Origin of the sequence: Halohasta salina, assembly GCF_024178165.1 — an archaeon.
Classification (GTDB): domain Archaea; phylum Halobacteriota; class Halobacteria; order Halobacteriales; family Haloferacaceae; genus Halohasta; species Halohasta salina.
In genome coordinates, this window is sequence record NZ_JAMZIE010000001.1 from 503,741 (window position 1) to 525,476 (window position 21,736).

Sequence of the window (21,736 nt, forward strand, 5' to 3'; positions counted from 1 at the left end):
CGGGCCTGCTTCGGCCACCACGGAAGGTTTTTGAAACGCTGGCCCCTGTCACCGATACCCACCGCGATGCCTTCGATGCCGACGTCCCGACAGCCGCGCTGTAGCATCTGTGGCGACGCCGTCGGGCGGCCGGACGCCGAGCGGATCCCCAACCCGGTGTGTCGCGCCTGCGACGGTCGGGCCGAGACCGCCGCCGGCCGGCCGGCCGACAGCGGCGAGCCGAACCCCGTCTTCATCGACGGCCACACGTGTTGGCGAACGTACACCGTCGACGCCGCGCGGCCGACCGCCGTCGGCCACCGGACGATGCGGGACGCGATCGGCTGTGACTCCGCCCACGAGTGTCGACGTCGGCACACCGACAGCGACGGCGAGCCGCTTTCGTGGTTCGCTCCCGGACCGACCGGCGAGCCGATGCAGATCCGGACGGTCGCCGACTCCGCGGCGGCGCTGGAGCGCTTCTTCTCGCAGTTCGACGGGTCGGCGGCCTTTCGCGTCCTCGCCGACGGCCACGCGCCCGCCGGCGAGACACCGGTCGCCGGCCCGACCCGGCTGCCGGCGGCCGCCGTCGGGCTGACCGCGCCGCCGACCTACGAGCTGACGACCGTCGAGGCCAGCCCGCGGACGATCCGCGTGGCGCTGCCCGAGATCGACGCCATCGAGGTCGTCCCGCAGGCAGCCCTGCCGCCCCTCGACGAGGGGTCGCCGGCCGAGCGGGTCGACCGCTACCGACAGCTCGCGGCGGTCGCCCCCGGCCTGCTGGACCCCGAGGCGCTGTGGCCGCTGGTCGCGGTCGACGACGGCGACGTGCGGTACGACGCGATCCGGACGGTGAGTTCGGTGATCGAAGAGCGCCCCGAGGTCGGGCTGGCGGCGGTCGACCGGCTGGCCGATCGGCTCGACGACGACCGGCCGATCCGGCTGTACGCCGTTCGGAGTCTGGCGACCGTCGCCGATCAGTACCCCGACGCTGTCGTCGAGCTTACGCCGCAGATCACCGCCGAACTTGACGCCCAAAACTCGCTTTTGAACGCCGCAGTCACGGAGTTCCTGCTGGCGGTCGCCGAACACGAGCCGGCGGCGGCGATCGACGCCACCCCCGCTATCGCCTCGCTGCTATCGCCGACCCCGACTCGGGCCCGTCGGCAGGCCCTCGCCGTGGTGAGCGTGATCGCCGAATCGTTCCCCGAGGAGATCCGCCCGCTGGTCCCACAGCTGTGTTCGTTGCTCGATGCCGACGACGATCCCTACCGGATCAGCTGTACGGCGGCGCTGGGCCACGTCACGTCGGTCTACCCCGACGCCGCGACCCCGGTCGTCCCGATCTTGGCCGATCAACTGACCGCGTTCGACCCCGAACTCCGCGGCAACGCGGTCGGCGTGTTGGGCGATATCGCCCAGGAGTTCCCGCGGGACGTCGCCCCCTACACCGACGAGATCACACCCCTGTTGGCGGACGCCGATCCAACCGTCCGGTCGAACACCGCCGGCGCGCTGGCCCGGATCGCCGCCTCGCTCCCCGAGCGCGTCGACGATGCCGTCCCCCAACTGATCGAACTGCTGGAGGACAGTTGGACCCGGAGCCGTGTCCACGCCTGCTGGGTGCTCGGCCACTGTGAGGCCGCCGAGGCCACCGAACCGCTGACCGAACACCGCTACGACGACCCCAGCGAGGCGGTTCGCGCGCGGGCGGCGTGGGCCCTCGACCGGATCGAGTGATCGCTGGCCCGATCGCCGCCTCGACCGCGGTTCGGCCGACCGCACATCATATGCCCGTCGACCCCCTGTATGGGGTATGGGATATCCGGTCACCTACTACTGCCCACACTGCGAGGCGCTGGTCGAACTCGAACGCGAGGGGTATCTCGCCGATAAGGCGGTGACACCGTTCCCCTTCGAGGGGTGGCGCTACGTCGCGCCCGACGAGCCCTTCGAAGACCGCGAGGACGTCGACGGCGTTCGGTTCGTCTGCGGCGAGGACGGCACCCTGAAAAACGACGGCGAGGGCTGCGGGGAGACGTTCTATCTCAGCTTCGTCAAGTTCGAGGACGGCCGGGAGCTCGACCCCAGAACGCCGAGCGAGCAGGTCGAGATCGCCGGCGAGGGCCCGCGGTCGACGCGGGGGCCCACGGGCCCCGGCGGCCCCAGCGGGTCGGGTGGACCGGGCGGTTTCTGGTAGGCGAAAAGCGAGTCCGGCCGGCTACGGCGGGGCAGGGGCCGGCATCCGATCGGGCGACTCGTCGGCGGTCTCGACTCCGTAGATCGATTCGAGCTGGTCGACCGTCCGGTCGACGGAGAAGGGCTCGACGGCCTCGCGGGTCGGCTTCGGTTCGAGCAGACACTCGCTGATCGCCCGCCGCATGTCGTCGAGGTCGCCGTAGGTGAAGCGCGCACCGTTCTCCGGGCCGATGGTCTCGTCGAACGGCTGGACGTCGGCGGCCGCCACGGGCGTCCCGCAGGCGTTGGCCTCCAGCGTCGACAGGCCGAGCGTGTCGCAGGTCGAGGCGGTGACGAAGACGTCCAGCGAGGAGTAGAAGGTCGGCAACCGCTCCCGCGGCATGAAGTCGTGGAACTCGACGTTGTCGGGGGCTGCGCGTTCGAGCCCTTCGCGGGCGGGCCCCTCGCCGACCAGCACGAACCGGTATTCGGGGGCCGATTCGGCGAACCGGACCACCTCGTCGAGGTTCTTTTTCGCGCTCATCCGGCCGCTGTAGCCGATGATCGGATTGTCGTCTTCGAACAGCGAGTCGGACTGTGGCTGGAAGGTCTCGGTCTCGATGCCGACCGGTAACTGGGTGTGTTCGACGTCCCGTCGGATCCGGGAGGTCGAGGCGGTTACGCAGTCGAACGACTGGAGGAACCGGTTTTCGTAGGCGACGTACAACTTGCCGATCGCTTGGGAGAGTTCCTCGACCCGCAGCGCCTGAATCAGGTAGTCCTCGATCGGGGTGTGGTGGGTGTAGACCGACCGCACGTCGTGTTCCGCGGCGTAGCGCCGGCCCAACAGCCCGGTGGTCGCCGGCCCGTGGCAGTGGACGACATCGAGATCGGGAAGCGTCGACAGCGACCGGTAGATCGGCAGCCGGTACTGGCTGTAGAAGGGGTTGGGGAGGGATCGAACGGGGAGTTCGTGGTCGTCGGGGTCGTGGCTACTCGCTGGGTAGACGACGTACACCTCGTGGCCGCGGGCTTCCAACCGCTCGCGCCACGCTTTGATGGTGTAGGTGACCCCGTCGATCCCCGGAAAGTAGCTGTCGGTGAAGAACCCGATATTCATTCAAGTCTCTGTGTCCGTATTGTCGGCGCGGGTTTTACATCTACCGAGACAGTTCCGAGCGAGAAACAACCCTCGTTACTCGCCGAGAACCGCGTCGACGAACGCCGACGCGCCGTTGTCGTAGTCGGGGGTCTCGTCGCTTCGACAGTAGTAGTCGACCCGATCGAGCACCTCGGTCACCGAGGCCGCCTTCGAGACGCCCTCGATGTCGAGTTCGTCGGCCCGATCGGCCAGCGCCTTCTGGAACGGGAGGAACGGATAGATCACACAGGGTGTCCCCGCGACGACCGTGTCGGCGATCGAGGAGAAGCCGGTGCAGACGACGACGTCGGCCGCGGCGGTGTAGGGAGTCATCGCGGGTTTGGTCTCCCACTCGTCGTCGCCGACGGTCCGGACGTCGTAGCCGTTGGCTTCGAGGGCCTCTCGGATCGCCGCGAAGTTCTCGCCGTGGGTGCCGGGGTTCAGCAGGACGTCGTAGGGCTCTACCTCGCCGTCGCCCTCCTGTGCCAGCGGACCCACGCGGGTGATCCCCGGCGGGTCGGGCTGGTCGGCCCACAGCGAGGAGACGACGATCCCTTCGCCGAACCGCAGCGAAAGCCGGTTGTAGATCGACAGCGGCGTCCCCCACACCGGGCCGAACAGGTCAGTCGTCAGGTGGTCGATCCGGTAGAACGGAATGTCGCGTCGGATCGCCACGATCGCCGCGAAGATATCGTCGGTCACCAGCACATCGGGGTCTTCGGCGGCCAGCCACGCGTCGAGTTCCCGGTAGCGCCGGGCCGCCGAGGGGACCAGATCGAACAGCGTATGTCGGAGGAACGACAGCGGCGTGCTACCTTCGACCGCGACCTTGGTGAGGTCGGGCTGGTCGAAGCCGTTGAGGTCGACGAACGGCTCGCCTTGGCCGCCGCCGCCGATGGCGACCTCACAGCCGCGGGCTTCGAACTCCTTGGCCACCGGAATACTTCTGGCCGCGTGGCCCGCCCCATCACACCAGTAGACGATCGCTACCTTCTCGATCATGAACGGCTCTGTTCGTGCTCATCAGCGGACCCATATAAACTACGCGTGAGTGTACTCCGCGGAGAGACAAACCAACGCTACTAATTGTCCGCTCCGCCTGCAGAAAGCCATGACCTCCCCCGCGGGCCGGAAGAACGTGGTGTTTCTCGTCTTGGATTCCCTGCGGACCGACCGGGTGTCGACGTACAACGATCGCGTCGACTTCACCGACCACATCGACAACCTCGCCGCTTCGTCGATCGTCTTCGAAGAGGCCGTCACCCAAGCGCCGTGGACGCTGCCCTCCCACGCCTCGATGTTCACCGGCCAGTACCCGTGGGACCACGGCATCACACAGGCCCGCAGCTACGCCACCGGCGACGAGGAGACGTTTATCGGCCACCTCCGCGAGGCGGGCTACACCACCGGCGCGATCACGCCGAACGTCTGGATCACCCCGCACAAGGGGATGACCACTGATTTCGACGAGGTCGAAAACTTCCTCGGCGGGGCTGACACCTCCCTGACCCGCCACGTCTCGAAGCTCTCGACCAAACTCTACGACAGCCTCGGCACCCTCCCCAAGCGGATCCTCGGCCGCCAACTCGATCGGGCGTTTCGGCTCTTCGGCGTCGACGACTCCTGTAAATCCGAGGAGACGGTCGCGGCCGTCGAAGACTATCTCGGCGACCGCGAGCCCGACGAGGACTTCTTCCTCTATGTGAACCTGATGGAGCCCCACGAGCCGTATCATCCGCCCCAGCGGTACGTCGACGAGCATGGTGTCACCGACGAGTCGGCCATCCCCCACCGGCAGAAGGACATGTTCACGAAGGACGACATCGACTACGACCAGCTCCGGCGGATGTACGATGCCTCGGTCGACTACACCGACGATCTGGTGGGTCGAATCACCGAGGCGCTGGCGGCCAACGACCTTGACGACGACACCGTGGTCGTGCTGCTGTCGGACCACGGGCAGGCCCTCGGCGAGGACGGCGTCTTCGGCCACCAGTTCACCGTGGCCGACCCCGTCATCGAGACGGTGCTGCTGGTCGACCATCCCGATCTCGATGCCCGGCGGGAGGATCGGCCGTTCGAACTGCGACGCCTGTACGATCTGATCCCCTACTACGCCGGGCTTCGGTCGACCCGGCCCGACGTCTTCGGGGAGACGATCTGTGGCGGCTACGAATTTCCCGAGAACTTCACCGGCTACATCCCGAGCGACCAGTGGGACGAGTACTACCGCCGGGCGCGGTACGTCAGGCGCGAGGGGACGACCGTCGTCAAATCCACCGCCGAAGACGAGAGTTCACGCTACAGGGCTCGGGACGCTACCGGCGAGTCCGTGTCGGTGCCCGAGGACCTGCGACAGGAAGTCGACGCCATCGGCGCGGCCGACACCGGTGACGACGACGGACCGGCCGGCGACGTCGACGCCGAGATCGAAGACCGGCTGGAGGCGTTGGGCTACCGCTGATCGGTCGGCATCGGTGATAGTCATCCGGGAACAAAGACATCTTATACCGGTGTGGAGAACGCTCCGGTGAGTTCGCCGGCTGGGCGACCGGCACTCCCTATCCAGACATGACTCCGACACTCGGCGGCTGGCAGACCAACAAGTGGTTCTGGTACGCCGTCACCGGGCTGCTGTTCGCCGGGCTGCTGTACCTCGCCGACATCGGCGAGTTCGTCGCCGCGCTCCGGCAGGTCGACCCCGCGGCCTTCGCGGTCGCGGTGGCGGTCGGCTTCTCCTCGCTGCTGGTCTGGGCGTGGGTCTGGCACCGGTTTTTCGGCCAACTGTCGATCCGGTCGACGACCTCCCGGACGGTGCGGATGTTCCTCACCGGCCAGTTCCTCAACTCGATCACGCCGCTGGGCCAGTTCGGCGGCGAGCCGGTGATGGCCTACATCGTCTCGGAGACCACCGGCGCGGACTACGAGCGATCGCTGGCGAGTGTAGTCTCGTCGGATATCATCAATGCGGTGCCGTTTTTCACCCTCACTCTCGGTGGGATCGTCTATCTGGCGGCGTTCGGCACGCTCGAAGAGTTCTTCGTCGAGGTCGGCGTGGTCACGGCCCTCGTATTGGCGGTTGGGGGTGGGGTGGCCTACCTGCTGTGGTCGGCCAACGGCGCGCTCGGCGAGCGACTGGTCGGCCTCGTTGACCGCATCGAGGCGGTCGTCGGGCGGGGCGAGGGCGTCTTCGCCTCGATCCGCGAGAGCATCCACGAGGTCGTCGCGGCCTTCGAGACCGCCGGCAGCGACCCCGGTTTTCTGGTGTGGACGGCGCTGGTCTCGCATCTCGCCATCGTCGCCCAGATCGTCTCGCTGTATGTCGTCTTCCTCTCGATGGGGATCGAACCCCGGTTCATCCCGATCTACTTTCTGGTCACGCTGTCGACGATCGCCACGCTGTCGCCGACGCCCGGCGGCTCGGGCACCTACGAGGCGGCGTTTTCGGCGCTCATGGGGATCTTTTACTCGGTCGAGTTGGCGACCGCGCTCACCGCCGCGGTGCTGTTCCGGCTGACGACCTACTGGCCGGGACTCGTCGTCGGCTACCTCTCGCTGTTGACTCTCAAAACCGACCGCGAAGAGATCACCGAGGAACTCGATTAGTCGTCGGCCACGCGACCGAGCGGCCGGATCGTCGCGCTGTCGGCGGCCCGGTCGGCCGGCGGTGCGGTCACCGTCGCCGCGACGCGGTCGTCCAGCGGGAGCACCATCCGGAGTCCGTGGTCGGCAGGGGCCTCCTCGAAGCCGATCCGCTGATAGACCGAGATCGCCGCGCGGTTGCTCGGCTCGACGTGGAGTTCGAGCGCCTCGCGGTCGGCGGCGATCGCGGCGGCGGCGATCTGCTTGCAGAGTTCGGTCCCGATGCCGCGGTTGTGGAAGTCGGGGTGGACGAACACCGCCAGCTCCGGCTGGGCGTCGTCGACCGGGGTGTAGACGACGTGACCGACCAGCCCGTCGGCCCCCTCGGCGACGATGTTGTTGCCCTCCTCGAGCAGCATCTCGACCCACTCCTGCCGCCGGTGGTCGACCGCCGGGGGGATCCCTTGAGCCCGGTCGGCGGCCCCGAAGGCGGCGTACATCGCCGCAAGCTCGTCGGCGTCCGCCGGCCCGGCCGAACGGAGCGTCCAGCGAGCCCCCTCGGCGTCGACGAACCGTGGACAGCGGGGTGGACAGTGCTCGGTGCCCGCGCAGTCGGTGGCGTCCCAGCCACCGCTGCCCGGTTCGGAGGCGTCACTCATAGGTGACCGTTCGGTTTCCAGTACCTAAATCCCCGCGCGGAGTCTCACTCCCTGAGAATCGGCCCGCTTACCCCTTGATGTTGCAGACTGGGAACGTCCGGGCGACCGCGTCGCCGATGCCCAACGCCTCGGAGACCCGGACGACCTCGTCGACGTCCTTGTAGACGCCGGGGGCCTCCTCGGCAATGGTCGCGCCACTCTGGGCCTTGACGTAGATCTGCCGTTGATCCTGGAGTTCGTCCTGTACCGTCTCGCCCCAGTAGTCCTCCTTGGCCTGCGTCCGGCTCATCGTCCGCCCCGCGCCGTGGGCCGTCGACCCGAACGTTTCCTGCATCGATTCGGCCCCGCCGCGGAGGACGTAGCTGCCTGCACCCATACTGCCGGGGATGATCACGGGCTGGCCCACGTCGCGGTAGGCCCGCGGGACCTCTTGGCGGCCCGCCGGGAAGGCTCGGGTCGCACCCTTGCGGTGGACGTACAGGTCGCGCGTCTCGCCGTCGACCTCGTGGGGCTCCTTCTTGGCGATGTTGTGGGCGACGTCGTACAGTAGCTCCATGCCGAGGGCCTCCCAGTCGCGGCCGAAGACGCGCTCGAAAACCTTCCGGGTCTGGTGGGTGATCAGCTGGCGGTTGACCCACGCGAAGTTGATCGCCGCGCCCATCGCGCCGTAGTACTCGGCGGCGAGCTTGCTTCGAGCGGGTGCGGCCGCCAGATCCTTGTCGGGTAGCGATTCGAGCAGGTCGCCGTGACGCTGTTCGATCCTCCGGACGTAGTCCGAACAGACCTGGTGGCCCAGCCCGCGGCTCCCGCAGTGGATGAGCACGACGATCTGATCGGCCGCAAGCCCGAAGGCCTCGGCTACGTCGTCTTTATAAATATCCGTGACGCGCTGGACTTCGAGGAAGTGGTTGCCGGAGCCGAGGCTGCCGACTTGGTTCTTGCCGCGGTTTTTCGCCTTCTCGGAGACGTAGTCGGCGTTGGCGTCCGGCCGTCGCCCCTCGTCCTCGCAGTGAAGGCGGTCGGCCTCGGTGGCATACCCCTGTTCGATGGCCCAGTCGAGACCGCGTTCGAGGATCTCCTCGACGGTCTCAATGTCGGTTTCGACGACGCCACCGCCACCGAGCCCCGAGGGGACGTTCTCGAAGAGGGTGTCGACGAGTTCCTCCTCGTTGCCCTGCAGGTCCTCGTAGGTGAGGTTCGTCCGGAGCATGCGGACGCCGCAGTTGATGTCGAACCCCACGGCACCGGGCGAAATACAGCCTTCCTCGGCGTCGATCGCGCCGACGCCGCCGACTGGGAACCCGTAGCCTTGGTGGCCGTCGGGCATACAGAGGGCGTACTTCGTCATCCCCGGCAGTTGGGTGGCGTTTTTCAGCTGTTGGAGGGTCTTGTCCTCGCCGATGTCTTCGAGTAGGGCCTCGCTGGCGAGGACGCGTGCGGGGACGCGCATCTCGCCGGACTGGGGGATCTCCCAGACGTGGTCGCGGATCCGTTCCAGCGTGATACCCTGGAACTCGCGTGTCGTGGTCATACCCTAGGCTCGATGGCCGAGGTGAAAGAGGGTTGCGTCAGGCGATGAACTGGTCGCGGCTTCGCTCAGTTCTCCGAGACCGCCTCGTCGATCGACTCGGGTTCGGTGGGGGTGACCGAGCGCGTTGCGACCTCGCCGGCGGTCCGGATCCGGTCGGCGAGCCACTGGTCGACCGAGTAGGGACCTGCGCCCGTAATGAGGAGCGCCGAGACGAGGCCGAACAGCGAGATGTGGGCCACCACGGGGTCGTCCGGCAGGCCGAACAGCGTGGTCGTAAAGAGGCCGAACGCCACCAGCGAGAACCCACGCGTGAAGGCACCCGCAATGAGCATCACGCCGACGAGGGCTTCGGTCAGTCCCGCACCGATCACCCACAGCGCGGGGTCGACTGGCACGAGGCCAGTGAGGTTGTACTTCTCGACGACCGCCAACGCCTCGCCCGGCCGCATTAGCTTCTGGGTGATCCCGAGGTAGATGAAGGCGATCCCGATGCCGACCCGGAGGACCACCGGGGCCAGTTGCTTGTACGGTTTGACCCGTTGGGCGAACGGGACCGCGAGCCGCCGGTAGAAGGGGTCGACCCGCGAGTAGAACGTCTTGTCGTCGTCGGCCATCCGGGCGATGACGGCGTCGGCGCTGGGTCGACCGCCGCCGACCAGTGCCACGGCGATCAGCCCGGGGACGTACTCGAAGGCCAACAACAGCTGTGGGTGCGACGGCAGCGTGACCAGATAGACGAACAGCGCCCACACCGCCGTCACCCGTGTGGCGAGACCGAACAGCAGGAAGAAGCCGACAGAGATGCCGAACAGCCGCAGCGCGGTGGGGTACGGCAGCGTGGCCGCGGGGCTGAACAGGTAGCCTTGGAACCCCGCAGCGATCAGCGGCATCCCCATGCTGAGCCGGAGCAGCCACCCCAGCAGGTCACGGTAGTCGTCCATCGCCGCCCGGAACGCCGCGATGTCCGCGGGGAACGGTCGGAGATACAGATAGCCGCCGATCCCCGCGAGGGTGGCGACGAACCCAGCGACGAGAACACCAACGATGAGCGGGGTAGTGAACGCCGCGACGAGGAAGTCGACGACGTTGGCGGGCTGGGTGCCGGGCGGCGTCACGTACTCGACGTGGGCGGTCGCCGAGCCGGCGAACATGGCGAATGTAGCCACCAGAGCGGCACAGACCCCGAGAAGACGATGATTGATGTCCATACCTCTTCTATGATCTTCGGGGTACTAATTGCAGCGATTTTTTCAGCTCAGTTTGACATATATCTCACAAATAACTCTGAAACACGTGACCCAGCCACCGGAGTCGGATACCGCGACCGCGTCGCTTTGGCGATGCGGTCGAACCAGCCTCCAGCCGCGATCGACCCTTGTTAAACGTCGAAGACGACGTAGCCGTACCACTCGTCGCCGCGTCGGTCGACGACCATCTCGGAGTAGGTGACCGCCTTGACCTCGCGGGCGTCGACCTCGCTCAGCGGGACGCCGCGCGCGCTGGCAGTGAGGGTCCACTCGTCGTCGGCGTCGGTGACGTGGGCCTCGTTGTCGACTGGCAGGACCAGTCGGACGTCTCGCTCGTAGATGAGTTGATCGAGGTACTCGTAGCACAGCGCTTCGAGCGACTCGGCGCGGCAGTCGATGGCGAAGCGGTCGCCGCCCGCGGGAGTCGACTCGCACATCGCCGCCGCCAGTCCGTCGGCGAGTGCCGCAAACAGCCCGCCGCGGGTCGACGCGGTCGCTTCGACGGCGATATCGGCGGTGTGAGCCCGCAGTTCGTACCCCATTGTCGGCTCTGCGGCCGCCGTGGGCATATCGGCTTCGGCTCCCGCGGCGTGGCGGGCCCCATGCCGCGGCTCCCGGCGCTGGCCCGGAGGAGTTAATATGTTCGTGGGCCATATCCTCGCTCGTAGTGAGCGCGACCGTGGAAAAACGCGTCGACGAGGCCGGCGAAACAGAGTACGTTGAGGCCGCCTGGACGCTCAAAGAGTACATCCGCAGCGCAGAGGGCGTCCTCAAGCAGCGGCGCGGCTTCTTTATCGACGCCTACCGGCGGTCGACGACCCACCTGTTTTTCGAAGACGACTCGCTGGCGGCGTTCGCCTCGGTCCGGAGCGACGGCTACATCCTGTTTCTGGCCGTCCGCCCGGAGGCCCGCGGGCTCGGCTACGGCCGGCGATTGGTCGCCGAGATCGCCGATAACCACCGAACGGTCACCTGTCACGCCCGGACGACAAACGAGGCGGCACTCGGCTTCTACGAACACCTCGGCTTCCGTGTCTGCCGTCGGATCGAGAACTACTACGAGGACAACGGCGACGCCTACTACCTCAAACTCGGCGATGACAGTTCGATCCGCGAGAAGGTCTCGGAGTTCTTCGGCCGGTAGCATGCGAGTCGGTGCCGTGGCAGTCGCGGAACGCACGTTTTATAACCGGACCGCAACTATTCGGAGCCACGACTATGCCGAGTTCTAATGGGCCCATGAAGGGAACACGAGGAAAGCTGTCGAACGACCCCCGCGAGCGGGGTACTTCGCCGCCGCAGCGTGCGATCCAAGAGTTCGAGCCGGGACAGAAAGTCCATCTCAAACTCGACCCCAGCGTCCGCGAGGGGCGATTCCACCCGCGATTCAACGGTCTGACCGGCGAGGTCACCGGGATGCAGGGCAGCGCCTTTACGGTCGCAATTAACGACGGCGGCAAGGAAAAGACCGTCATCGTCCGCGCCGCCCACCTCCGCGAACAGCAGGAATGACTATCTTCAAGGAGAAAGTCGACGAGGAGTACATCACCGTCTCGGAGGTCAAGCCGCTCCTCAGCGAGGTCGAAGCCGAGCGCGCCGCCGACGAGGACCGCGAGCTGCGCTACGAGCTCGCCCGCGCCATCGAGCACGTCAACCGCTATGCGGTGCTCGACCCCGAGGAGGCCCGCGAACTCGTCGCGAAGCTGGCCGATCTCGAAAAGGTCGACGCAAAGACTGCCCACAAGATCGTCGACGTGCTGCCCGCCGACCGGACCGAGCTGCGGTCGATCTACGCCCAAGAGCGGTTCGCACTCGACGGTGAGGAACTCGACGAGATCCTGAACCTCGTCGCGCAGTACCGGTAGGTGCGGATCCCGGTTGGTGCGGCCGATTTTTTAAGTACCTCGTTCGCATAGAGTGTGGCATGTCCACTACCGAGGACGGTAACGGCGACGACGCCTCCCCGATCCATGCCGTTGTTCTCGACTATCTCCCCCACGGCCGGTCAGACGACAATCGACCCCAGTACCAGAAGAACGCGGTCGCCTACGCGCTGGTCGAGGACTCCTTCGACCTGCTGGAGCTTACGCTAACCGACGAGGCCGACATCAACATCGTCGACCGTGTGGCGGTCGAGCCGGCCGACGACGACCAGATCGACTCCTTGCGGGAGATCGAGTACGACGAACTCACTAGTTCGGCCGTCTCGGAGCTCGAGTACGCCATCGAGGCGATCGTCGACGCCGACGAACAGCGGTTCGTCGGCTTCTACAACGACGCCCAGCCGATCACCCTGCGGCTCCACCAGTTGAACCTGCTGCCGGGGATCGGCAAGAAGCTCCGCAACAAGATCATCGACGAGCGGAAGCGCGGCCCCTTCGAGAGTTTCGAGGAACTCTCCGAGCGCGTCGGCGGCCTGCATCGACCCAAGGAGGTCATCATCGAGCGGATCGAAGAGGAACTCCGGGACGACGACCTCAAATACAAGATCTTCGTCCGACCGGAGTAGCCGAAGCGAGACGTTTAGGCCGACAGGCCCGATACCCCAGTCAATGACTCTCTCGGACCGACCGGATGTCGGCACCCGCGACCCCGACGCCCTCATTCGGCGGGCTGGCGAGCGTGGGAACCCGGATTTCGACCAGCACTTCCTCGTCGACGACCGCGTCGTCGACCGCATCCCCGGCTTCCTCCCCGAGGAGGCCGACACGAGCCACGTCCTCGAAATCGGCGGCGGGCCGGGCGTGCTGACCGATCGGCTCTTAGCAACGGCCGACCACGTCACCGTGATCGAGCGTGATCCGACGTTCGCCGCCCACCTGCGGGCGGAGTTCGCCGACGCGGTCGAGGCGGGTCGACTCACCGTCATCGAGGGCGACGCCCTCGACGTCGACCTCCCCGAGTTCACTGCGTGTGTCTCGAATCTCCCGTACAGCGCCTCCAGCGAGATCGCCTTCCGGCTCCTGCCGCTGGGCAAACCGCTCGTATTGATGTTCCAAAAGGAGTTCGCCGACCGGATGGCCGCCGAAAGCGGGGACGACGACTACGGGCGGCTCTCGGTGAGCGCCCAACACTACGCCGACGTCGAGGTCGTCGAAGACGTCCCCAACACGGCGTTCGATCCCCAACCCGCGGTCCAGAGTGCCATCGTTCGGCTCACGCCACGGGAGCCCGACTACGCGGTCGACGACGAGCGGTTCTTCCTCGATTTCGTGAAGGCCATCTTCACCCAGCGCCGGAAGACGATCCGCAACGGGATCCGGAACACGGCCCACATCTCGGGGCTCGACGATCCGGCCGCGGTCGTCGAAGCGGCCGACGAGGACCTCCTGCGTCGACGGGCGGGCAACGTCGCGCCCGCCCAGTTCGCCGCGCTTGCCGAAACGGCCGCCGAACACGGGTTGACCGACGGTGGTGATTTGAACCCGGATGGTGACTGACCTCTTCGGTGGACTGGGCGGCGTGCTGGCCGACAATGCCCAGAAGCTCCTGCTCACGGTCGCGATCGTCGGTGGACTGGTCGGTGTCAAACAGCTGGTCAACCGGTGGCGGCGGGACCGGGAGGTCAGCTCGCGGCTCGCGCTCGTGATCTCGGCGGTGCTGGCGATCCTCATCGCCGGTGGCCTCTCGTCGCTGGTGGCCGTCTGGGAGCTCACCGGCGCGCTGTCCAGCGCCTACGAGGGAGTGGATCTCGGTCGACAGATCGCCAACGTCGTGCTGTCGGTGGTGATCCTCGGGGGGGCCTACGCGCTGTCGGACTTCCTCGGCCACCTGATCAAGGATCTCGCCGCCGAACAGCAGGCAATCAGCGAACACGAACGCGAGATCCTCCACCGGACCACCCAGATCACGATCTACGCTTTCGCCTTCTTGGTCGTCATCGGGCTGTTTACCGACAACATCGGGAGCCTGCTGGTCGGCGCAGGGTTCCTCGGGATCGTCGTCGGGATGGCCGCCCGACAGACCCTGCGGGCGGTGCTGGCGGGGTTCGTGATCATGTTCTCTAAACCCTTCGAGATCGGCGACTGGATTGTCATCGGTGAGGACGAGGGCACCGTCACCGAGATCACCATCGCCAACACGCGCATCCAGTCGTTCGACGGCGAGGTCGTGATAGTTCCCAACGACGTTGTGACGAGCAACCCGCTCGTCAATCGGACCCACAGGGGGCGGCTCCGCATCGAGGTCGACGTCGCCGTCGACTACGACGCTGACCCCGACCGCGCCGGCGAGATCGCCGAGACGGCCGTCGCGGAGGTCGACCGGATCCTCGAGGTGCCAGCGCCGCAGATCGTCGGCAAGGAGTTCGGCGAGTCGGGCGTGGTCCTCGGCGTGCGTGGGTGGATCGACAACCCCAGCGCCCGGCGGCGCTGGCAGGCCCGGACGGCGATGATCTCGGCGATCAAGCGGGCCTTCGCCGACAACGACATCAAGATCCCCTACCCGCAGCGTGAACTCTCGGGCCGCGCCGAGACGGGCGGGTTCCGACTCGCCGACGGCGAACGGGCAGTCGGCGACGCCCCCGGCCGCAGCGGCGAGCCGACCCGAAAAGGTCAGGCCGAACCGAGCGAGAGGGGAGACAATGACTGATTCGCAGGGCGAGGACTCCCGCGCCCGACTGGCCGAGCGACGTGGAGTCGACCCCGAAGTCTACCAGCCCGCCGAGGACTCGGGACTGCTGGCCGAGGCGGCCGTCGACTCGCTGTCGGCCCCCGAGGTCGTCTTGGAGGTCGGTACCGGTTCTGGATGGGTCGCCGAGCAGGTCCACGCCGCAACCGGTGCACGCGTCGTCGGCAGCGATCTGAACCCCCACGCCTGTCGACAGGCTCGCGACCGCGGCGTCGAAGCCGTCCGGGCCGACCTGCTCGGCCCGTTTGCCGACGGTGCCTTCGATGCCGTCCTGTTCAACCCACCCTACCTGCCGACCGATCCCGACAACGAGTGGGACGACTGGATGGAACACGCCCTCTCGGGCGGCGAGGACGGTCGACGGCTCATCGGTCCCTTCCTGCAGGATGTGGGGCGCGTGTTGGCTCCCGGCGGCGAAGTCTACCTGCTGGTGAGCAGCCTCACCGGGTACGATATCGTGGTCGACCTCGCCGAGCGTGCGGGGTTTTCGGTCGACGAGGTACGACAGGAATCCTACCCCTTCGAGGTGCTGTCGATCCTGCGGTTGCGACCGACCTGAGGGTCCGAACTTCACGATCTGAAACTGTGTGCGGTGAGTTTTGGTGGTGTCAGATGACGCGTCCGTATGGACTGGCAGTTCCACCACGACGAACCGTCGACGACCAGCCCTCCCAGCGCCGATCGGCTCGGTCGACGCCGGCTGCTGACCGCCGCTGGGACCGCAGCCGTCGTCGGACTGGCCGGCTGCGCGGATGTCGCCAACTCCGTCGCCGAACTCGCGTTGGGCGAGGTGAACCTGTTCAATGAGACCGGCCAGCAGGTCGCCGGCTCGATCACCGTGACCGGCCCCGAGGGGTCGACCGTCCTCGACGAGCGCTTCGAGATCGAGCCCAGTAGCGACGACGAGGAATCCGACGACGAGGAGTCGGGGGGAGAGCTACGACGACGTCTTCGCCGGAGCCGGCTCCTACACCGTCGCAGCCGAACTCGACGACGACAGCCCGGTCAGCGGCGACGGCACGATCGAGGCCGCCCTCGACGTCGCCGCTCCCGAGGCCGAACACATCGTCGTCGTCTTCGGGGTCGACGACTTCGAGGGTGAGACTGGCGCGTTCGTCATTGAGGAGTTCACCGATATCGGCGACCACGTCGACGCTTGAGTGTCGCCGACCTGCCGCATGCTTGCGGTCGCCAGTCGCTGAATTACTAACAGGCATAAATTGTCTTAGTAAATATTAAGCGACCTCATCCCGAAGTCGGGAGCATATGACAGAACGCGTTGCGACGACGCCGGGGCTGTTCCCGCTTCCCGACCGAGCGAAACAACAGCTCTCGGACCTGAAGGGCCACCAGAAGGGCGATCTGATCTCCGGTTCGGAGGGCGGTCAGATCGCGGCGGCCTACGAAGAGTATCGCGGCGAGGTGATCGCCGAGCAGCAGTCGACCGGGCTCGATCGCATCGTCGAGGGCCAACTGCGGTGGGACGACATGCTGGCCCATCCGCTGACGACCCACGACAACGTCAGTGCGAAGGGAATCGTCCGCTACTACGACAACAACAACTTCTACCGCGACCCCGTGGTCGAGGGCGATCTTACCTTTTCCGGCGACGTGGCAGGCGAACTCGACGCCGCGACCGCCCTCCTCGAAGAGGGTGACGCTCTGCAGGCGACGCTGCCGGGTCCCTACTCGCTGTTCGATCTGGCGACCGACGAGCATTACGGCGACGACGCCGAGTTCTTCGAGGCAGTCGCGGAGTTCCTCGGCGGCGAAGTAGAGGCCTTCCCCGACCACGAGACGCTGTTCCTGCTGGAACCCTCCCTCGTGGAGAACGCCCCCGACGAAGACCATCAGGAGCAACTGGCCGAGGCCGTCGACGCCGTCGCCAGCGAGACCGACGCCGACGTCGTCGTCCACACCTACTTCGGCGCGCTCGACGAGAAGACCTACGCCCACCTGATGGACGCCGACGTCGAGGCGCTGGGCTTCGATCTCGTCGCGGGCGACCGCGAGGACACCCTCTCGAACATCACCGAATTCGGCACGAAGGACGCCGCCGCCCTCGGCATCGCCGACGGCCAGAACACGCTGGTCGAATCCGCCGAAACGCTCGACGAGCGTGTCGCGTGGTTCGAAGACCAGATCCCGGTCCAAGAGTTCGACCGACTCTACCTGTCGACCAACACCGAGCCGTTCTATCTGCCCGTGAACAAACACCGTGAGAAACTCGCCGCCATCGCTGCGGCAGCCAACACTGACGAAGAGGAGGTTACAGCATGAGCCGACCCGCCGACAACCGCGCCCAGTTCCGCCCCGAGGACCACCCCAACGACCACTTCCTGCTGACGACCGTCGTCGGCTCTTACCCCAAGCCCAAGTGGCTCAACCGCGCCGACGAACTCGTCGACGACGAGGAGTCGAAGTTCGACGAAGACGACCTGAAGGAGGCCCACGACGACGCCGCCCGCGTCATCACCCACGAACACGAGCGCTGTGGACTGGATACCGTGGTCGACGGCGAAGTCCGCCGAAATGAAATGGTCGAGTTCTTCGCCGACCGGATCGACGGCTACGAGTTCAACGGACCGGTCAAGGTCTGGGGCCACAACTACTTCGACAAGCCCTCGGTCAGCGCCGAAGTCAGCTACGACGAGCCGTGGCTAGTCGAGGAGTTCGAGTTCACCGACAGCGTCGCCACCCACCCGGTCAAGGTGCCGATCACGGGTCCCTACACGCTGGGTAACTGGGCGTTCAACGAGGCCTACGACACCGAAGAAGAGCTGGTCTACGAGCTGGCGGACCTCGTCAACATCGAGGTCGAGCGACTCGTCGAAGCCGGAGCCAAATACATCCAGATCGACGAGCCCGCGCTGGCAACGACGCCGGACGACCACGCTATCGTCGGCGAGGCGCTGGACCGCATCGTCAGCGGGATCCCCGAAGAGGTCCGGATCGGCCTCCACGTCTGTTACGGCGACTACTCCCGCATTTATCCGGAACTCAACGACTACCCCATCGACGAGTTCGACATCGAACTCTGCAACGGCGGCTACGAGCAGATCGACGTGCTGACCGAGCCGGAGTTCGTGCCGGATCTCGCCCTCGGCGTGGTCGACGTCCACACCGCCGAAGTCGAAACGGTCGAGGAGATCAAGGAGAACATCAAACAGGGCCTGAAAGTCGTCCCGCCGGAACGACTCACCATCAGCCCCGACTGCGGCCTGAAGCTCCTGCCACGGGACGTTGCCTACGGCAAGATGGAGAACATGGTGCAGGCGACCCGTGAGGTCGAGGCCGAACTCGACGCCGGCGAGATCGACCTCGACGAGCCGCTGCCGCTCGCCGAGTAGCACTACCCCCCAACCGCCTCGCCGGAGAGGACTGCATTCATGAGTTTTCGCTCCCCGAGCCGCAGGTGTTGATGGAACGTCGGCGCGGAGATACCCAGCGTCGCGGCGATCTCCTCGCCGGAGGCCTCCCGCGGCCACTCGAAGTAGCCCGCCGCGTGGGCCGTTTTGAGTACTGTTTGTTGCCGGTCGGTCAGTTCGCCGATCGCCGAGGCGTCGCGCGAAGTGTCGACCGGCTCGGCGTGGATCTGTCGACGAGCCAGTAGCTCGGCGTCCGGAGCCATCTCACGGACGGTATCCATCAGATCCCGGACGCGATCGCTCGTCGGCAGGTGGACCGTCAGGAACCACTCGCCGCCGTCGAGCACCGCGGCGTCGGTCGACCAGCCGTGGGCCGCCAGCAGTGGGATGATACACGCCCCCGTGAATCGGAGGGCGATCCGTACCGATTCGGGTGGACCGCCGATGACCGTGAGGTCGATATCAGGGTCGGGGTCGACGACCGCGCTGAGTGCCGCGAGTTCGTCGTCGGTCGTCGTGCCGTAGACGACGTAGTCGCCGTCGGCCGCAGCGACCGTCTGGGTCACCTCGACTCGCCAGTCGGCAGTCGGCTGTGGCTGCTCGACGGCGGCCGGGATCCGGAGGTCGACCTCGATCAGTTCGTCGCTCATCAGCGCCTGTTGGTGTTCGCCGGCGGCGATCGCGTGGCCGACGACCGCCCCGAGCTGAGCGAGGATCGCCCGCTCGTCGGGGCCGAAAGCGGTCGACCGATCAGTGTACACACAGCAGACGCCGTACAGCGCTCCATGGTGGGCGATCGGCACGGCCGCGATCGCCTGCTTGGTGTAGGCCTCCCCCGCGTCGTCCCGCCAGTCGAAGGCCGGCTCCTCGCGGATCTCGCCCGTCGACTGTACCTCGCGGGTCCAGATCGCCTGCCGGACAACCGTCTCCCCGAACGGTCGCTCGAAGGTACCGTCGGCGGCGATCCCGTCGGGGCAGTCGCCCGCGCTGGCTCGCACCGTGATCGCGCCGCTCGGCCCGTCGACTGCGCCGACCCACGCACAGTCGTAGCCCGTCGTCTCGACGAGCGCCGAACAGACCGTCTCGTCGATCTCCGCCCGCGAGGACTGATCGATGACGGCGTGGGTGACCGCCCGAATCGCCGCACTGAGATCGGTGATCGCTTCGAGATGTGCCAACTCCCGTTCGCGCCGCCGGGCGGCGAGTCGGTACTCGGTGACGTTGATGTGGGCGACGACGGCGTGTCGACGGCCCTCGATGACAACCGGGACGGCGACCAGCAGGAACCAGCGCTGTTCGACCGGCGAATGACAGGGGTACTCCAGTTGGAACTGATCGCGGGTGCCCGCCAGTAGTTCGGCGAGCCCGCGGCGCGTCTCGGTCGCCGTCTCGGTCGAGGACTGCCCGCAGACGTCGAGATAGTTGGTGCCGATTGTGTCGGCCGGCGTCTGGATGTCGTTCCGGCGGCCGAACTCGCGCCATGCCCGGTTGGTCTGGACGATCGTCCCCTCGTCGTCCAGCACCGAGACGTTCACCGGGAGCGCGTCCAGCGATTCCCCCAACAGCTGTAGACGGCTCTCCATACGATCGGTTGGCCGGTGGGACGAATAACCGATACTGCACTATAGGTCTGGTTAGTGTCGACGTAGCGACAGCCACACTCGATTACTGGCCGGAAACCGACGCCGCTTCGAAACCGCTTGCGGCTCGGTCGTGGCCGGATACTGATCGATACTGTCGACGTACCCGAGCGGACCGAAGGGCTATTCAGTTGGCTCACATAGGACGAAATACGAACGATGTGTCAGTACGGACCACACCGGGCCGACTCGCCGCCGGGCGACGAGCTAACAATCACGGACGGGCCAGCGACGTCGGACGATCAGCGCCGCGAGTGGCGCCGCTGGGTCGTCGAGGCCGTCGGCAGTGCCGACGCCGGCGTCGTCCCGGTCGACCACCTCGTCGACCTGATCGCCGACCGCGAACCCGAGGAGACGAGTCGGTCGACCATCCGGACGGCGCTGACCGGAACGGTGTTGCCGGCGCTGGACCGAGAGCCCGTCTTCGAGTACGACGCCGACCGGGAACTGTTAATCAAATACACGTAGCCCGTCAGAACGCCCGTTCGTACTGCGGCGGCACCTCGACGGCATCCTCGCGACCCAACTGACGGGCCGCATGGAGCGTGAAGTAGGGGTCGCGGAGGTGCTCGCGGCCGATGATCGCCATATCGGCCCGCCCGTTGCGGAGCACGGCGTCGGCCTGCTCGGGGGCGGTGATCCCGCCGACTGCGCCGACGGCGAGTTCGGCGTCGGTTTCGCTTTTGATCCGCTCGGCGTAGGGGACCTGATAGCCCGGCCCGGTCGACGGGAGTTCCTGATCGGGGTGGATCCCGCCTGCGCTCACGTCGACGAAGTCAACGCCTGCTTCGGCCGCACGGTCGGCGAAGCGGACCGACTGATCGACGTCCCACGATTCGCGATCATCGAGCCAGTCGGTCGCTGAGATCCGGACGAACAGCGGCTTGTCGTCGGGCCACACCTCGCGGACCGCCGTGATGACGTCGAGCGGGAACCGGATTCGGTTGTCGAAGCTGCCGCCGTACTCGTCGTCGCGGGTATTGGTCACCGGCGAGAGGAACTCGTGGAGCAGGTAGCCGTGGGCGGCGTGGACCTCGGCGATCTCGAAGCCCGCCGTGTCGGCGCGCCTGGCGGCGTCGACGAACGCCTCGGTGACCGCGGCCAGTTGCTCGTCACCCATTCGACTCGTCTCCGGCGGCTCCTGACCGTCGTACGGATACGGTTCGTCGGTCGGCCCGAGGACGTCCCAGCCGCCGTCGGCGGGCTGGAGTGGATCGTGGCCCTCCCACGGTCGACTGGTCGAGGCCTTGCGCCCGGCGTGGGCGAGTTGGATCCCCGGCACGCTCCCCTGTTCTTTGATAAACGACGTCATGTCAGCCAGCGGGTCGACGTGGTCGTCGCTCCAGATCCCGAGATCCTCGGGCGAGATGCGGCCCCGTGGGTCGACGGCAGTCGCCTCGGTCATCACGAGGCCCGCGCCGCCGACTGCCCGGCTGGTAAGGTGTTGGGCGTGCCAGTCGGTGGCCCGGCCGTCGCGGTCCTCACAGGAGTATTGGCACATCGGCGAGACCATCACCCGGTTCGGGATCGTCGTCTCACGGAGCGACAGCGGCGTGAACAGATCGGCACTCATCACTGGACGGAGTCGACCCGGAGGCAAGTATGCATGGATCCCGGAAGGATCGTGTATTGCTACCGACAGACGATTCGATCAACACCTATATGCCGCCACCGACGCTACAACTAATTGCGAACGTCATGCCGCCGGTCGGGTTTCGATAACCATGCGCGTCAAACCGCACACTGAGCCCGACCGTAGCTGATGGCGTTCTCACTTCTACA

Annotated in this window: 23 protein-coding genes; 15 read left to right on the forward strand and 8 right to left on the reverse strand. The window is 66.6% G+C overall.

Annotation, left to right across the window (positions count from 1 at the left end; genetic code table 11):
• Positions 1-75 precede the first annotated feature (75 nt).
• Positions 76-1,719, forward strand: coding sequence for a HEAT repeat domain-containing protein (locus NKJ34_RS02520; RefSeq protein ID WP_253736680.1), 1,644 nt, complete (start codon positions 76-78; stop codon positions 1,717-1,719).
• Between the two features lie 76 nt (positions 1,720-1,795).
• Complete coding sequence (locus NKJ34_RS02525; protein WP_253736681.1) at positions 1,796-2,179, forward strand: DUF7969 family protein; 384 nt, start codon at positions 1,796-1,798, stop codon at positions 2,177-2,179.
• A 21-nt stretch (positions 2,180-2,200) separates the two neighbouring features.
• Here the strand turns inward: NKJ34_RS02525 and NKJ34_RS02530 are convergent, their stop codons facing one another.
• Together NKJ34_RS02530 and NKJ34_RS02535 are read right to left on the reverse strand one after the other, a co-directional pair.
• Positions 2,201-3,277 (reverse strand): glycosyltransferase, encoded by a 1,077-nt coding sequence (locus tag NKJ34_RS02530; RefSeq protein ID WP_253736682.1) that lies wholly within the window; start codon positions 3,275-3,277, stop codon positions 2,201-2,203.
• Between the two features lie 75 nt (positions 3,278-3,352).
• The gene (locus NKJ34_RS02535) at positions 3,353-4,300 is read right to left on the reverse strand and encodes a glycosyltransferase (RefSeq protein WP_253736683.1); all 948 of its coding nucleotides are present in this window, start codon (positions 4,298-4,300) and stop codon (positions 3,353-3,355) included.
• A 109-nt stretch (positions 4,301-4,409) separates the two neighbouring features.
• Between NKJ34_RS02535 and NKJ34_RS02540 the strand changes: the two genes are divergently transcribed.
• Together NKJ34_RS02540 and NKJ34_RS02545 are read left to right on the forward strand one after the other, a co-directional pair.
• Positions 4,410-5,762 carry a sulfatase gene (locus NKJ34_RS02540; RefSeq protein WP_253736684.1) on the forward strand — a complete coding sequence of 451 codons (1,353 nt, stop codon included), beginning with the start codon at positions 4,410-4,412 and terminating at the stop codon, positions 5,760-5,762.
• A 107-nt stretch (positions 5,763-5,869) separates the two neighbouring features.
• Entirely contained in the window at positions 5,870-6,904 is a 1,035-nt protein-coding gene (locus tag NKJ34_RS02545; RefSeq protein ID WP_253736685.1) for a lysylphosphatidylglycerol synthase transmembrane domain-containing protein, read from the forward strand.
• On the opposite strand, the gene NKJ34_RS02550 is transcribed toward NKJ34_RS02545, so the two are convergent.
• The 4 genes from NKJ34_RS02550 to NKJ34_RS02565 form a co-directional block, all read right to left on the reverse strand.
• On the reverse strand, positions 6,901-7,539 hold the full coding sequence (locus NKJ34_RS02550; protein WP_253736686.1) for a GNAT family N-acetyltransferase: 639 nt from the start codon (positions 7,537-7,539) through the stop codon (positions 6,901-6,903). The two genes, NKJ34_RS02545 and NKJ34_RS02550, sit on opposite strands and share 4 nt — an antisense overlap.
• Positions 7,540-7,606: 67 nt before the next feature.
• Entirely contained in the window at positions 7,607-9,070 is a 1,464-nt protein-coding gene (locus NKJ34_RS02555) for an RtcB family protein (protein ID WP_253736687.1), read from the reverse strand.
• Between the two features lie 65 nt (positions 9,071-9,135).
• Positions 9,136-10,236 (reverse strand): DoxX family protein, encoded by a 1,101-nt coding sequence (locus NKJ34_RS02560; RefSeq protein ID WP_425491745.1) that lies wholly within the window; start codon positions 10,234-10,236, stop codon positions 9,136-9,138.
• A gap of 212 nt (positions 10,237-10,448) precedes the next feature.
• Positions 10,449-10,859: an archease gene (locus tag NKJ34_RS02565; protein ID WP_253736688.1), complete on the reverse strand. Its 411-nt coding sequence runs from the start codon at positions 10,857-10,859 to the stop codon at positions 10,449-10,451.
• A gap of 125 nt (positions 10,860-10,984) precedes the next feature.
• Here NKJ34_RS02565 and NKJ34_RS02570 point away from each other — a divergent pair, with 125 nt between their 5' ends.
• From NKJ34_RS02570 to NKJ34_RS02615, 10 genes are all read left to right on the forward strand, one after another.
• The gene (locus NKJ34_RS02570; protein ID WP_253736689.1) at positions 10,985-11,461 is read left to right on the forward strand and encodes a GNAT family N-acetyltransferase; all 477 of its coding nucleotides are present in this window, start codon (positions 10,985-10,987) and stop codon (positions 11,459-11,461) included.
• A 74-nt stretch (positions 11,462-11,535) separates the two neighbouring features.
• Positions 11,536-11,829, forward strand: coding sequence for a 50S ribosomal protein L21e (locus NKJ34_RS02575; RefSeq protein WP_253736690.1), 294 nt, complete (start codon positions 11,536-11,538; stop codon positions 11,827-11,829).
• Positions 11,826-12,182 carry an RNA polymerase Rpb4 family protein gene (locus NKJ34_RS02580; protein WP_253736691.1) on the forward strand — a complete coding sequence of 119 codons (357 nt, stop codon included), beginning with the start codon at positions 11,826-11,828 and terminating at the stop codon, positions 12,180-12,182. Before NKJ34_RS02575 ends, NKJ34_RS02580 begins: the two co-directional genes overlap by 4 nt.
• Positions 12,183-12,241: 59 nt before the next feature.
• Complete coding sequence (locus tag NKJ34_RS02585; RefSeq protein ID WP_253736692.1) at positions 12,242-12,826, forward strand: DUF655 domain-containing protein; 585 nt, start codon at positions 12,242-12,244, stop codon at positions 12,824-12,826.
• A gap of 43 nt (positions 12,827-12,869) precedes the next feature.
• The gene (locus NKJ34_RS02590) at positions 12,870-13,757 is read left to right on the forward strand and encodes a 16S ribosomal RNA methyltransferase A (protein ID WP_253736693.1); all 888 of its coding nucleotides are present in this window, start codon (positions 12,870-12,872) and stop codon (positions 13,755-13,757) included.
• Positions 13,747-14,907: a mechanosensitive ion channel family protein gene (locus tag NKJ34_RS02595; RefSeq protein ID WP_253736694.1), complete on the forward strand. Its 1,161-nt coding sequence runs from the start codon at positions 13,747-13,749 to the stop codon at positions 14,905-14,907. Before NKJ34_RS02590 ends, NKJ34_RS02595 begins: the two co-directional genes overlap by 11 nt.
• Complete coding sequence (locus NKJ34_RS02600) at positions 14,900-15,505, forward strand: HemK2/MTQ2 family protein methyltransferase (RefSeq protein WP_253736695.1); 606 nt, start codon at positions 14,900-14,902, stop codon at positions 15,503-15,505. Before NKJ34_RS02595 ends, NKJ34_RS02600 begins: the two co-directional genes overlap by 8 nt.
• A gap of 66 nt (positions 15,506-15,571) precedes the next feature.
• A complete protein-coding gene (locus tag NKJ34_RS02605; protein ID WP_253736696.1) occupies positions 15,572-16,048 on the forward strand; it encodes a hypothetical protein in 477 nt (158 codons plus the stop codon).
• 164 nt (positions 16,049-16,212) lie between these two features.
• Complete coding sequence (locus tag NKJ34_RS02610) at positions 16,213-17,226, forward strand: 5-methyltetrahydropteroyltriglutamate--homocysteine methyltransferase (protein ID WP_253736697.1); 1,014 nt, start codon at positions 16,213-16,215, stop codon at positions 17,224-17,226.
• On the forward strand, positions 17,223-18,296 hold the full coding sequence (locus tag NKJ34_RS02615) for a methionine synthase (protein WP_253736698.1): 1,074 nt from the start codon (positions 17,223-17,225) through the stop codon (positions 18,294-18,296). Before NKJ34_RS02610 ends, NKJ34_RS02615 begins: the two co-directional genes overlap by 4 nt.
• Before the next feature lie 2 nt (positions 18,297-18,298).
• On the opposite strand, the gene NKJ34_RS02620 is transcribed toward NKJ34_RS02615, so the two are convergent.
• On the reverse strand, positions 18,299-19,897 hold the full coding sequence (locus NKJ34_RS02620; protein ID WP_253736699.1) for a bacterio-opsin activator domain-containing protein: 1,599 nt from the start codon (positions 19,895-19,897) through the stop codon (positions 18,299-18,301).
• Between the two features lie 216 nt (positions 19,898-20,113).
• On the opposite strand from NKJ34_RS02620, the gene NKJ34_RS02625 reads away from it, so the two are divergent.
• Positions 20,114-20,422, forward strand: a complete 309-nt coding sequence (locus tag NKJ34_RS02625) for a hypothetical protein (protein WP_253736700.1) — start codon at positions 20,114-20,116, stop codon at positions 20,420-20,422.
• A gap of 4 nt (positions 20,423-20,426) precedes the next feature.
• On the opposite strand, the gene NKJ34_RS02630 is transcribed toward NKJ34_RS02625, so the two are convergent.
• On the reverse strand, positions 20,427-21,527 hold the full coding sequence (locus tag NKJ34_RS02630; RefSeq protein WP_253736701.1) for an NADH:flavin oxidoreductase/NADH oxidase: 1,101 nt from the start codon (positions 21,525-21,527) through the stop codon (positions 20,427-20,429).
• Positions 21,528-21,736: the final 209 nt, after the last annotated feature.

What these genes read in the sequence shown, in the direction of transcription:
- NKJ34_RS02540 (WP_253736684.1), top strand. Translation starts at nt 4,410, where the DNA reads ATGACCTCCCCCGCGGGCCGGAAGAACGTGGTGTTTCTCGTCTTGGAT.
- NKJ34_RS02585 (WP_253736692.1), top strand. Translation starts at nt 12,242, where the DNA reads ATGTCCACTACCGAGGACGGTAACGGCGACGACGCCTCCCCGATCCAT.
- NKJ34_RS02615 (WP_253736698.1), top strand. Translation starts at nt 17,223, where the DNA reads ATGAGCCGACCCGCCGACAACCGCGCCCAGTTCCGCCCCGAGGACCAC.
- NKJ34_RS02605 (WP_253736696.1), top strand. Translation starts at nt 15,572, where the DNA reads ATGGACTGGCAGTTCCACCACGACGAACCGTCGACGACCAGCCCTCCC.
- NKJ34_RS02525 (WP_253736681.1), top strand. Translation starts at nt 1,796, where the DNA reads ATGGGATATCCGGTCACCTACTACTGCCCACACTGCGAGGCGCTGGTC.
- NKJ34_RS02565 (WP_253736688.1), bottom strand. Translation starts at nt 10,859, where the DNA reads ATGGGGTACGAACTGCGGGCTCACACCGCCGATATCGCCGTCGAAGCG.
- NKJ34_RS02555 (WP_253736687.1), bottom strand. Translation starts at nt 9,070, where the DNA reads ATGACCACGACACGCGAGTTCCAGGGTATCACGCTGGAACGGATCCGC.
- NKJ34_RS02600 (WP_253736695.1), top strand. Translation starts at nt 14,900, where the DNA reads ATGACTGATTCGCAGGGCGAGGACTCCCGCGCCCGACTGGCCGAGCGA.
- NKJ34_RS02595 (WP_253736694.1), top strand. Translation starts at nt 13,747, where the DNA reads ATGGTGACTGACCTCTTCGGTGGACTGGGCGGCGTGCTGGCCGACAAT.
- NKJ34_RS02610 (WP_253736697.1), top strand. Translation starts at nt 16,213, where the DNA reads ATGACAGAACGCGTTGCGACGACGCCGGGGCTGTTCCCGCTTCCCGAC.
- NKJ34_RS02535 (WP_253736683.1), bottom strand. Translation starts at nt 4,300, where the DNA reads ATGATCGAGAAGGTAGCGATCGTCTACTGGTGTGATGGGGCGGGCCAC.
- NKJ34_RS02590 (WP_253736693.1), top strand. Translation starts at nt 12,870, where the DNA reads ATGACTCTCTCGGACCGACCGGATGTCGGCACCCGCGACCCCGACGCC.
- NKJ34_RS02530 (WP_253736682.1), bottom strand. Translation starts at nt 3,277, where the DNA reads ATGAATATCGGGTTCTTCACCGACAGCTACTTTCCGGGGATCGACGGG.
- NKJ34_RS02545 (WP_253736685.1), top strand. Translation starts at nt 5,870, where the DNA reads ATGACTCCGACACTCGGCGGCTGGCAGACCAACAAGTGGTTCTGGTAC.
- NKJ34_RS02625 (WP_253736700.1), top strand. Translation starts at nt 20,114, where the DNA reads ATGTGTCAGTACGGACCACACCGGGCCGACTCGCCGCCGGGCGACGAG.
- NKJ34_RS02620 (WP_253736699.1), bottom strand. Translation starts at nt 19,897, where the DNA reads ATGGAGAGCCGTCTACAGCTGTTGGGGGAATCGCTGGACGCGCTCCCG.
- NKJ34_RS02575 (WP_253736690.1), top strand. Translation starts at nt 11,536, where the DNA reads ATGCCGAGTTCTAATGGGCCCATGAAGGGAACACGAGGAAAGCTGTCG.
- NKJ34_RS02550 (WP_253736686.1), bottom strand. Translation starts at nt 7,539, where the DNA reads ATGAGTGACGCCTCCGAACCGGGCAGCGGTGGCTGGGACGCCACCGAC.
- NKJ34_RS02520 (WP_253736680.1), top strand. Translation starts at nt 76, where the DNA reads ATGCCGACGTCCCGACAGCCGCGCTGTAGCATCTGTGGCGACGCCGTC.
- NKJ34_RS02630 (WP_253736701.1), bottom strand. Translation starts at nt 21,527, where the DNA reads ATGAGTGCCGATCTGTTCACGCCGCTGTCGCTCCGTGAGACGACGATC.
- NKJ34_RS02580 (WP_253736691.1), top strand. Translation starts at nt 11,826, where the DNA reads ATGACTATCTTCAAGGAGAAAGTCGACGAGGAGTACATCACCGTCTCG.